Annotated in this window: 3 protein-coding genes; all 3 read right to left on the reverse strand. The window is 63.0% G+C overall.

All coding sequences use genetic code 11. From position 1 onward, the window contains the following. Positions 1 to 84: 84 nt before the first annotated feature. From EHW12_RS35265 to EHW12_RS35275, 3 genes are read right to left on the reverse strand one after another with little or no spacing between them, the layout of a single operon-like run. The gene (locus EHW12_RS35265) at positions 85 to 8,346 is read right to left on the reverse strand and encodes a non-ribosomal peptide synthetase (protein WP_241198980.1); all 8,262 of its coding nucleotides are present in this window, start codon (positions 8,344 to 8,346) and stop codon (positions 85 to 87) included. Next, positions 8,346 to 9,965, reverse strand: a complete 1,620-nt coding sequence (locus EHW12_RS35270) for a non-ribosomal peptide synthetase (RefSeq protein WP_241198981.1) — start codon at positions 9,963 to 9,965, stop codon at positions 8,346 to 8,348. Before EHW12_RS35270 ends, EHW12_RS35265 begins: the two co-directional genes overlap by 1 nt. Continuing rightward, complete coding sequence (locus EHW12_RS35275; RefSeq protein WP_241198982.1) at positions 9,965 to 12,361, reverse strand: condensation domain-containing protein; 2,397 nt, start codon at positions 12,359 to 12,361, stop codon at positions 9,965 to 9,967. Before EHW12_RS35275 ends, EHW12_RS35270 begins: the two co-directional genes overlap by 1 nt. Positions 12,362 to 12,370 lie beyond the last annotated feature (9 nt).

Here is a 12,370-nt window from a genome sequence, read left to right on the forward strand (position 1 = left end):
CCGCTCCTCGTGCTCGATTGCGGTGCCCGGCAACAGCTCGGTGGCGCTCGCTTCGCGGGCGTGCGGCTTGGTGGCTTGAAGTTGTCATGCCCGTTCGGGGTATCCGGAAAACATCGAGAGCACCCGGGCGAGCTCCGGTCCGATGACCGCCATGGCCGGAGGTTCGATCATCTCGTTGTGTTCGCAGCGCACGGGCACCTCCACGATCCGGCCCGTCACGAGTGGGCTCCATTCCTGCGGCGACCTGTCGCGCGGAATTGTGTCGTCTTCTCCGGATGCCAGGAAGATCAGCAGATCTCCTTCGTAGACCTGGGGAACGAACTGGTGCGTGATTCTCTGTGAAGTCTCGTACCCTCGGGCAATCCGTTCGAGGTCCCGACCGTCGACTCCCGTCTCGGGCCCGAGCCTCCGGGCCAACACGGCCGCCGCCTCGTCGAAGGTCAGATCTCGGTCGGTCTGGGGTTCGAGGCCGAGTCCTCGCAGTAGGTCTCGGACGTCGAGTTCGGCTGACGCAGGGGCATCGCCGTTGTCGGGGTAGCTGTCCATCATCGCCAGTGTGGCGACGTCGCGGCCGGACGATTGCAATTCGACGGCCATGGCGTGCGCGATGACTCCGCCGAGGGACCAACCGAGCAAGTCGTACGGCCCGTCCGGCGAAACGGCCTCCATCTCTTCGACGTAGCGATGGGCTAACTGTTCGATCGACTGATAGTCACCGTCGTCGCTGAGAGCGGGGAGCTGAAGTCCGTACACCGGTCGGTCCTCGGGCAGATACCGCACCAAGCCGGCGTACCCCCAGGACAGGCCGATACCGGGGTGCACACAGAACAGCGGTCGCCCAGTCCCTTTCGTCCGCAGTGGAACAACCACGGCGAGAAGCTCTTCCATACCGGCGTCGGCTGTCGGCATGTCGAGGCGTCGAGCGATTCCAGCGGGTGTCGGGTCGAGGAACATCCACTGAAGCGGGATTCTCCGTTGGAAACGAGAGTGCAGTGCGCTGACGATTCGGGTGGCCACCAGGGAGGACCCGCCCAGGTCGAAGAAGCTGTCGGTAGTGCTCACCCGGCTGACACCCAGAACCTCGACGAACGAGTCGACCACGGCACGCTCGGTGTCGGTGACCGGCTCGCGGAACTCGGCTGCAGCCGAACCGAATTCGGGTTCCGGTAAGGCCTTTCGGTCGAGCTTGCCCACCGGTGTCATCGGAATCCGCTCGAGAAGCACCACTGCCGACGGAACCATGTGCGAGGGTAGTCGGTCGGCTGCGTACGCCCGTATCTCGTCAGTGCCGGTGGCGTCGGCAGCTGACGCACGCACGTACGACACCAGGACCGTTTCACCCGACGGTCCCGTGTGGCCGACAGTCGCGGCGAAGTCCACCGACGGATGGCGTGAGAGAACTGCATCGATTTCCCCGAGTTCGATCCGAAAACCACGGACCTTGACCTGGAAGTCGCTGCGCCCGATGTATTCGAGCGTGTGATGCACTCCATCGCCGGAGCCAACGATTTTGGCACTGTCACCGCCGGATTCACGCCAACGCACGACATCTCCGGTGCGGTACATCCGGCGCCCCGGCGACCCGTACGAGCACGCGACAAATCGTTCCGACGTGAGCGACGCCCGATTATGGTACCCACGTGCCATACCTGGACCGATGATGTACAACTCCCCCGGCACGCCCACCGGGACGGGCTGCAAACGCTCGTCCAGCACCAGGAAGCCGAAGCCCACTGCCGGCGAGCCGATATTCACTCCCGCACCGGGTTTCATCGAATCGCTGACGCTCGCCTGCACGGTGGTTTCAGTCGGGCCGTAGCCGTTGTGCAGCCTCCGACCCGGCGCCCATTGCGCGACGACCTCCGGCGGGCAGGCCTCGCCCACCAGATCGAGAACACGGAGCGCCTCGAAACCGTTGTCACCCAACGCCGCCAGCGCGGTCGGTGTAATGGTGGCATGAGTGACCTGCTCGCGCCGGAAAACATCGGCCAATTCGGCGCCACCGTACACAGCAGGCGGAACGATCACGACTTGCGCCGAGGCGCTGAATGCCATCGTCAACTCGAAGATGGAAGCGTCGAAACTCGGCGATGCCAACTGAGAGACATGAGAGTCGTGAGTGACCTCGAACCTCTCACGAGTTTCGGCCGTGAAGCTCGCCAAACCTCGATGAGTAATGTTCACTCCCTTGGGTTTCCCGGTAGATCCCGAGGTGTAGATCAGGTAGGCCGGATGATCGAGGTTCAGTTCACCGGTTCGATCGTCATCGGTGATCGGTTCCGGCGACAGCGCGGCTACCCGCCGGGCGAAGTGTGGGTCGTCGAGTTCCAGCCAGGGAACAACGTCGGGTAGGTGAGTTCGGCTGGTCTGAACAGTCAAACCGAGCGAGGCTCGGCAATCGGCGAGCATGTATTCGACGCGCTCGCGCGGATAGGCCGGATCGACAGGCACAAAAGCCGCTCCGGCTTTGGTCACCGACCAGATCGCCACCACCGATTCGATCGAGCGAGGCATTCCCAGTGCCACGAAGGTCTCCGGGCCCACACCGCGACCGCACAACTCCCGGGCAACACGATTCGACCACTCGTCCAGGTCGCGATAACTGAGCTGCCGGTTCTCGAGCGACAGGGCCACCGAGTCAGGATCGATCGCCACGGCGTCCGCCAACAACTCAGGCCACAATTTCGGAGGTACTTCGGGGAGCCCATGCGCCGGCGTCAACTCGCGACGTTCGAGATCGCCGAGTAGGTCGATGTCACCGATCGGTACCTGCGGATTCCGGGTCACGGCCTCGAGCACACGAACGAACATGTCGGCAAAACCGCCGACCGTACCGGGGTCGAAGAGATCAGTGGCAAAGTCGACGGCTCCGCTCATCCCTCCCGGTTCACCGCGATCGTCGTACTCCTCGGCCAGAAGGAATTCCAGGTCTACCTTCACTACCTCGAGTTCAGGGTCGATCCCGCGGACTTCCAGTCCCGGTAGCTTCAGAATCGGTCGTTTGTTGTTCTGGAATTCCAGCGACACCGAGGAAATCGGTGCATAAGCGCTCGACCGTTTCGGCCCGACCGCGTCCACTACCCGCTCGAAGGGCACGTCGGAATAAGCGAACGCGGCGAGGTCGACTTCGCGGCAATGCTCAACCAACTCGCGGAACGATCGAGCCGGATCCACCTGTGTGCGCAGTGCGAGCGTGCCGACGAACATGCCGACCAGATCATCGAGGGCACGATCTCCCCGTCCGGCGATCGGCGTGCCGATCACGATGTCGTCGGTGCTGCCCAAACGTGCCAGCAAGAGCGCGAGCGCTGCATGCACAGTCATGAATGCAGTGGACTCGTGCTGCCGCGACACGTTCAGAATACGGCGGTGAAGATCACTGCTGATCGAGAAGTGAATCCGCGAGCCGTGAAAACTCTGTTGCGTCGGCCGGTCTCGATCGAGCGGAAGTTCCAAGAGGTCGGGAGCACCTGACAATGCACGTCGCCAGTAAGCCAACTGCTCACTGATCACCGACCCGGGGTCGTCGACTGAGCCCAGAATCTCCCGTTGCCAGAGCGCGAAGTCGGCGTACTGGACTGGAAGCGGCGTCCACTGGGGATCCCCGCCGTACGCGTGGGCCTCGTATGCAATCATCACGTCTCGGGTCAACGGAGACATCGAGAAGCCGTCAGCCGAGATGTGGTGCACCACTACGGCAAGCACGTGTTCGCGCTCATCGATGGTGAACAACGCTGCCCGCAGGGGAATTCGTGCGGCGACGTCGAAACCGGCCGAGACCATCCGGGCAAGCTCGTCACGGAGATGATGTTCGTCGGTCACCGATGTCTCGGTCAGTTGCGGCAGCTCGGCGCTCTCGGTGGGCAGGATGTGCTGGACCGGTCCGTCACCGTGGACCGGGAACATCGTTCGCAGCGATTCGTGGCGGGCGATGACATCGGACATCGCTGATCTCAAGGCCGGTTTGTCGAGTTCACCGCTCAACCGCACCACGAGCGGAATGTTGTATGCAGGAGAACTGGTGTCGAGTTGATTGACGAACCACATCCGCTGCTGAGCAAACGACAAGGGGATGCTGTCGGGTCGGGGGCGCGGTCCCAGTCGCTCCGACCCTTCGGCAACCGACTGGCCGATCACCGTAGCCAACTCGGCCACCGTCGGCGTCTCGAACAGATCCCGCACGCCTACGGTAGCTCCGAGCACCGCCCGTAGCCTCGCCGCGACCGAAGTGGCGCTCAGAGAATTTCCACCGAGCTCGAAGAAACTGATGTAGGTACCGACTCGTTCGAGGCCGAGCACCTCGCCGAACACGTCCGACACTGCCTGTTCGACCGGGCCGACCGGGGGACGGAAATCCCCTGTGGTCGTCTCGATTTCGGGTCTTGGCAACGCCGAACGGTCGACTTTTCCGACAGCGGTCAACGGAATGTTCTCCAGCACCGTGAGAACGGCAGGCACCATGTGCGAAGGCAAGCGCCGGGCCACGGCGCGACTCAGGATCCTGGTGTCCAGTCGACCCGCCGTGGGCACGACGTACGACACGAGTCGGGTGTCTCCAGTGGGGGCGGAATCGGCAACCGTAACGGCAAAACCGACGTTGGGCTCCGACATGAGCACACTGTCGATCTCACCGAGTTCGACACGGAAGCCTCGAACCTTGACCTGGAAGTCGCTTCGCCCGACGTACTCGACACACATGTCCGCCGTCCATCGCACGATGTCGCCGGTGCGGTACATCCGCGTTCCTGGGTCAGCCGGGTTGGCAACAAAGCGTTCTGCCGTCAACCCCGCCCTTCGGTGATATCCCCGTGCCACGCCTGGTCCGGCCAGGTACAGCTCGCCGGGGACCCCGACGGGAACCGCTTGAAGTCGAGTGTCGAGCACCAGTTCGCTGACGCCCCTGACGGGTCCACCGATGGTGATTGGTTCTCCGGCGGTCATCGGCGGGCTGACGTTGGACATGATCGTTGCTTCGGTCGGTCCGTACGCGTTGTACAGGCGGCGGCCAGGTGCCCAGCGAGCGACGAGGTCGGGCGGGCACGCCTCGCCCCCGAATACGACTTCCGAAAGTTGTTCCAGCCCAGCCGGGTCCACCGATGCCAATGCCGCTGTGGTGACGAACGCGTGCGTGACGGCGTGCTCTGCCAGAAGTTGCGCCAGGTCCTCGCCCCCGTAGATCCCGGGTGGAGCGACAACCATCGTCGCCCCGGCTCCGAAAGCCTGCAGATATTCGAAGAGCGACCCGTCGAAACTCGGAGTGGAGAAGTGCAGCGTGCGTGATTGTGGAGTTGCGCCGTAGCGTTCGAGCTGGTCTCGGGCGAAGTTGTCGAGCCCTCGCTGCGTGACCACGACGCCCTTGGGTACGCCGGTCGACCCCGAGGTGTAGACCACGTAGGCAGCTGAATCCAACCCGATCGGACGGAGTCGGTCGTTGTCGGTCAACGGGCTCCCTGAGAATCCCTCGCACTTCTTAGTGAAATGCGGATCGTCGATAATCAGCCACTCCGCGATATCGGGCAATCGATCTCGGCCCGCGGTGGTGGTCAATCCGAAGCTGACCTTCGAATCGATCAGCATGTGATTGATCCGCTCGTCCGGATAGTCGGGATCGATCGGCACGAACGCAGCGCCTGTCTTGGCGACGGCAAGTATCGACACCACGGACGCGAGAGAACGTGGGACACCGACCGCTACATAGTCCTCGGTTCCCAGGCCGTGCGAGACGAGCATGCGAGCAATGCGATTGGAAAGGATGTCCAGCTCGCCGTAGGTCATGCTGCCGTCCGCCGATTCCACGGCCGGTGCGTTCGGATCACGCTGGGCTGCCTCGTCGAAGATCTCCGGGAAGACGCGCGACGACCCGCCGGCCGTGCCACGGACTGGCACCAATTCAGTATGTTCGGAGGCTGCGAGCACCGACACCACAGCCAAGGGACGATCCGGCTGGGTACACGCTTCGAGTACGCGCCGCAGTCGTCCGGCGATCTCTTCGATGTCGGCGGCACCGAAAACCTCGGGTATGTACTCGAATTTCAGGCGGAGCCTGGTGTCGACCGATGCTACGAGGCTGAGCGGGTAGTGGGCAGCGTCCTTGGCTTCGACATCGGTGATCCGGACCCCCGCAATATCGGTATCGGACGAAAGCCCCTGACGGTCAACGGGATACGATTCGAAGACAGTCAACGTGTCGAATCCGATCTCCGGCCCCGCGCCTACGTGGATCTCGGAAAGCCCGAGACAGTGGTGATCCGACAGCTCTGCTTGCTCGGCCTGGATCCGCGCGAGGAGTGTGCCGATACTTTCACTCGGGCGCAGCGTGATTCGGACCGGAATTGTGTTGATGAACAGCCCGACCATGGTTTCGATCCCGGTCAGCTCGGGAGGTCGACCCGACACCGTCGCTCCGAACACCACATCGTCTCTCCCGGTCAGTGCAGCAAGGACGATCCCCCACGATGCCTGAACAATCGTGTTGATCGTCAGCCCGAGTTCACGCGCCATTCCGCGAAGTGAGGTTGTGAATTCCTCGTCCAGATCGAACACCCACTCGGCCGCCATGGTGGAGAGTCGACGCGATCGAACCGCTGGAGCCAACAGCGTCGGTCCTTCGACTCCGCTCAGCGTCCTCGCCCACACAGCTCGGGAAGCTTGCTGATCGCGGCGGCTCATCCAGGTCAGATAGTCGCGATACGCGCGCGCGTGAGGCAAGGCCGCCACTTGACCGTCGGCGGCATAGAGCGTCGCCAATTCCCGGATCAGCAGGGGCATGGACCAGCCGTCCAGAAGGATGTGATGATTGGTGAGCACGAGCGTGAACTTCTCGGGGGCGAGAGCGATCAGGGTGAATCGGATCAACGGCGCCCGTGCCATGTCGAACGGGCGCGCTCGGTCCTCGGCCAGCGCTCGATCAATTTCCTGATCTGGTGCACCAGTGAGGTCGATTTCCTGCCACGGCGCTGCCACGTTGCTTCGGACCACCTGGACGGCACGGCCGTCGGCGCTGTGAAGGAAGGCGGTACGCAGGTTCTCATGCCGGCCGAGCAGCGCGTCGGCGGCGCGGCGCAGGCGCTCCGAATCGACTGCGCCGGCTAGATCGAGAGCCACTTGTACGAGGTATGCGTCGACCGATCGTTCGGCCAATTCGGCGTGGAACAACAACCCCGCTTGCAGTGGAGAGAGTGGCCAGACATCGCTCAGGTCGGGACACCGACTTTCGAGGTCGTCGATCGCCTCCTGTCTAAGATCGACCAGATCGAAGTCCGAGGGTGTGAATCCGCCGCCGCCCGCCGCGAACTCTCCGAGCCCGGCCAGTGCGTCGAGCCACCACTGCCCCAGTTGCCGAACGTCGTCCGCACCCAGAATGTCCGGTGGGAACGTCCAGCCGGCAACGAGCTGCGGACCGTTCTCGGTATCGCTGTCGACCGTCATCACGTTGACCTCGAGGACGCTGGCGAGTGGAAGATCGACGGCCGCAACCGTCCGCAGGTCCTCGTCACGGATCGGTACCCATCCCACTGTAGCGTCGGCCTCGGATCCACCGACGCGTCCGAGGTAGTTGAAACTGATCTGGGGCTCCGGAAGTTGCGAAAGTGTTGGTGCCGTTTCGCGGTTCAGATAGCGCAGCAACCCGAAGCCGATGCCGCGGTCCGGCACCGCCCGGAGTTGTTCCTTGACGGCCTTGGCAGCGACGCCCGCAGCCGGGCCGCCGGCGAAGGCGTCGCTCGGATCCACTCTGCTCAGATCGATCCGCACCGGGAAGATCGACGTGAACCATCCCACCGTGCGAGCGAGATCTGCCCCGGGAACCACCTGTTCCTCGCGTCCGTGCCCCTCGAGACTGATCAATGTCTCCGGATTGTCGATGCCGCGGTCCATGCGCCAGCGGACCATCGCAAGTGCCAAAGCCGTCAGCAATCCGTCCTCGACGCTCCCGTGAATCGCCTGCGGAACTGTCGTCGACACGGCCTCGGTCAATCCCGTGGGAACTCGTACTTCGATGTCAATGGTGGCCGAGGCGGTGTCCCTCTTCGTCAGGGCGCGCACACCCAGAGTCGGATCCGGGCCCTCGAGCACCTCTCGCCAATAGTCGATTTCAGCGACCCGATCCGGCTCGCGCGCGGCGTCGACGAGGCCATGTGCCCATCGACGCATCGAGGTTCCGACCGGAGCAAGTGACGGGTCGACGCCTGTCTGCACCTGCGCACAGGCAAGTGCAAGATCGGGGATCAGGATTCGCCAGGAAACGCCGTCCGTCACGAGGTGGTGCGCCACGATTAGCAACTGTTTCCGGCTCTGCCGGTCCTTTTGAATCTGTCCGTCGGTGTCGAGCAGGACTGCCTGCACCATCACACCTGCCTCCGGGTCGAGCCGCCCCAGAGCTGCGTCGAGTTCTGTCGAGACCGTCTCCGCGGCAGAACCCCGAGGCTCCCGTGGCGTACGACGGTCTCCGCCCGCACCGTACCTACAGGCGCAACGTCCATCCGCCGAGCGGATTCAGGATGATGCGTCGCCCGGATGCCCGCGCGGAGGATGTCGTGGTGGTCCAGCACAGCCTGCATGGCCAGTGTCAGCGTGACCTCGTCGAGCGTGGCAGGAACCGAGAGCAGAACAGATTGGGAGTACCGGCGAAAATCTCCACCACGGTCAAGCATCCATTCGACGATCGGCGTCAATTCGATCTCACCGACGCCGCCGCCAGGCAATTCGTCGACGACGACACGGTTGCCAGCCGTTCCGGCCGTCTCGGACAGCGCCGCAACAGTTTTGCGTTCGAACACCTCGCGCGGTGTGATCAGAACTCCGGCAGACCTGGCGCGCGTCACCAACTGGATGGACATGATCGAGTCACCGCCTAGAGTGAAGAACGAATCGTCGACCCCCACCTCCTCGAGTCCCAGAACTTCGGCGAACAGACTCGCAAGGATGTTTTCCGTCGCGGACGCGGGGCCACGACTTACGGTTGCCTGTCGCCCGAAGTCAGGTTCAGGCAATGCATTCCGGTCGAGCTTTCCGTTCACCGTCAGCGGCAAACCCTCGAGAACCGTCACGACAGCGGGGACCATGTGGGGCGCCAACCTCTGTGAGACATACTCGAGCAACGCCGCCGGAGAGATAGTGGCACCGGACTCCGGCACCACGTAGCCCACCAACCGGTCTCTGCGGGCTACCACCGCCGACTGAGACACGCCCACTCCGGAGAGCAGTGCAGCCTCCACCTCGCCGAGTTCGATTCGGTACCCCTTCACCTGCACCTGCAGATCGTTTCGTCCGAGGTACTCCAGCTGCCCGCTGTCGTTCCAGCGCCCCAGGTCACCGGATCGATACATACGCGCACCACTGACCGCGAGGTCGGGAATGAACCGCGCGGACGTCAGACCGAACCGGCCGAGGTATCCGCGTGAAACCTGATCACCGGAGACATACAGTTCACCCACCACACCGGGCGGCACCGGGTGCAACCGCTGATCCAACACATACACACGCAATCCGGGTAACGCCCGACCAATCACCGAGGCCGATCGTTGACGCACCAGCACACGATCGAGCGGTAAATGGCTGACGTGCACAGTGGTCTCCGTGATGCCGTACATGTTGACCAGATCTGGTGACGAAGTCCCGCGACGGGCGTACCAGCGCGTCAACTGTCCGAAGTCGAGCGCTTCTCCGCCGAAGATCACGTAGCGCAATGACAGGGCCGCACCCCCGGCAAGCCGGTCGGCTTCCGCCAATTGATAGAAGGCAGTGGGAGTTTGATTGAGCACCGTGACACGTTCGTGCCGTAGCAATTCGAGGAATGCCTCTGGTGAACGGGCCGTGAAGTAGTCGACCAGTACCAGTCGGCCACCGTGTGCGAGTGCGCCCCACATTTCCCAGACCGAGAAGTCGAATGCCTCCGAATGGAACATCGTCCACACATCGCCGCTGCCGAAGCCGAAGAGCGCTCTGGTGTTTGCCAGCAACGTCACTACGCTGCGGTGAGAAACCTGCACCCCCTTCGGGCGCCCGGTGGACCCGAGGTGTAGATCACGTAGGCCACCGATTCGGGTCGGAGCGGTAGCAGCCGATCTCGGTCGGTCACCGCAAGCGGAGAAAACCTGTGCAGCGCATCGAGAATCACCGGGTCGTCTACCGCAATCACTGGAATCTCGCTGTCTGCGATTGCGTCACTGTCTCGTATGTAGTCGCCGTCGGCCCGGGTGGTCAACACACACTTCGGCCGGGCGTCACGCAGCACGAAGTCCACCCGGTTTACCGGAGAAGTCGAGTCCACCGGTACGTATCCGCCACCCGCCTTCACCACCGCCAGCAATGCCACCATCAGGTCGATCGAGCGGGCCATCGCGACTGCCACCAAGGTTTCCGGCCCCACCCCCTGCGCCACCAACAGTCGAGCAAGGCGGTTTGCTCGCTCGTCGAGTTCGCGGTACGTAACCGACAATCCGCCGCAGCGCACCGCCACGGCAGCACCGGACGTCCGCGCCGTGCGATCGAAGAGATCCGACAACGAATCCTCGTCTGTTCCGGCGCCAGAGGGCGTGGGCGCAACCAGCAACCCGCTGAGTTCGCCGGCCAGAATCATGTCGATATCACCGACGACCACCGACTGGTTCTCAGTCACGGCGCCGATCACTCTTTCGAAGCGCGCCGCGATGCGCGCCACCGACATTCGATCGAAAATATCTGTTGCATAACGGAAACCGGCGCTGATACCAGCGGGCTCACCGTGCTCGTCGACGTGCTCCATCACACTCAGTTGCAGATCGAATTTCGCAACCGCGAGATCGACGTCGAGCGAGCGAACCGTCAGTTCCGGCAAGTCGAAGCGCAGTCCCGTATCGGTCTGGAATTCGAGGAGTACCTGAAACAGAGGTGAATGCTCGGTGGAACGGTCGGGCGAGAGGTAATCCACCAACCTCTCGAAGGGGATGTCTGCATGGTCCAGAGCACCGAGATCCGTTGACCGCACCGCGGCCAACACCTCGGCAAAGGTTGCTCCGGATGAGACAGGTGTGCGAAGGACGAGCGTGTTGACGAACATCCCGACCACATCGTCGAACACCGATGCACCGCGACCTGCGACCGGAGTCCCGATCACTACGTCGTCCGCTGTAGTGAGCCGTGCCAGCAATACCGCCAGAGCCGCATGCATCACCATGAACAGAGACGAACCGTTCTGGTGTGCGAGTTCGTTCAAAGCTCGATGGATCTCGGGCGAGAAGTCCATCGAAACCACCGCGCCCTCGGCAGACCGTTTCGAGGTTCGTGGTCTATCGAGAGGGAGCGGCAAGACGTCCGGAATACCCGACAGCTTCGCTGTCCAATAATCGAATTCGGCCGAGGGCGAAGTTTCCGGACCAACGTCTGCGTCGACGATCTCACGCTGCCAGAGGGTGTAGTCGGCGTACTGAATCGGCAGCGGCACCCAGTCCGGGCTCCGACCTTGCGTGCGCGCGGTATATGCACTCATCAGGTCGCGTGCCAGTGGTGCCATCGAGAAGCCGTCTGCGGCGATGTGGTGAACAACGATCACGAGTACATGCTGCTCCGGTCCGGTTCGGAGTAACCTCACGTGCAGCGGGAACTCTTCGGACACATCGAATCCGATGTCGAAGAACGCGTGCAAGTCCGTGAAAAGCCCCTCGCCGGGAATCGGCACGGGGTGGATTCGAGGAGCAGCGACCGCGGGTTCGGCGATCACCTGGTAGGGCCCGTCTGCGGACGCAGGAAAGATCGTTCGAAGGGATTCGTGCCGTTCCACCACATCACCCAGCGCGGCTTGGAGCGCACCCGAATCCAGGAACCCGTCCAGTTGTAGTGCGACGGGGATGTTGTAGAGCGGAGACGACGTGTCGAACTGGTTGACGAACCACATCCGCGATTGCGCGAACGACAGCGGAATACGTTCTGGCCGTGCCCTACTCGTGAGGGGCACACGAGTAGCTTCCTCGAGTCCAGGCTCGCCCGGCGCGGAGTCGATTGGATCTATCGAGGCCGCCAGGTCCGCGACCACGGGGGCGTCGAACAGTGCATTGACCCCCATATTGGTGTGCAATGCGGCGTTGATGCGGGCGATGACTCGAGTGGCGCTGAGGGAATCCCCGCCGAGTTCGAAGAAACTGTCGTCGGCACCCACCTGGTCGAGACCGAGAACGTCGGCAACAGCACGGGCGATTCCGATTTCGGCAGGAGTGGCGGGAGTCCGAAACGCAGCGCTCGCAAAATCAGTGTCCGGGAGGGCTTTACGGTCCAACTTCCCATGAACCGTCACCGGAAACTCCCCCAACACCACCACCACCGACGGCACCATGAACCCCGGAAGAGACCTCCGCACCCCCTCCAACACCACCACCTCATCGACCACCACCCCACC

It is taken from the genome of Rhodococcus sp. NJ-530, assembly GCF_003860625.1.
GTDB lineage: Bacteria > Actinomycetota > Actinomycetes > Mycobacteriales > Mycobacteriaceae > Rhodococcus_F > Rhodococcus_F qingshengii.

Excerpts from the sequence above, each read along its gene's own strand:
- EHW12_RS35265 (WP_241198980.1), bottom strand. The coding sequence starts at position 8,346 with ATGGTGCAGGCAGTCCTGCTCGACACCGACGGACAGATTCAAAAGGAC.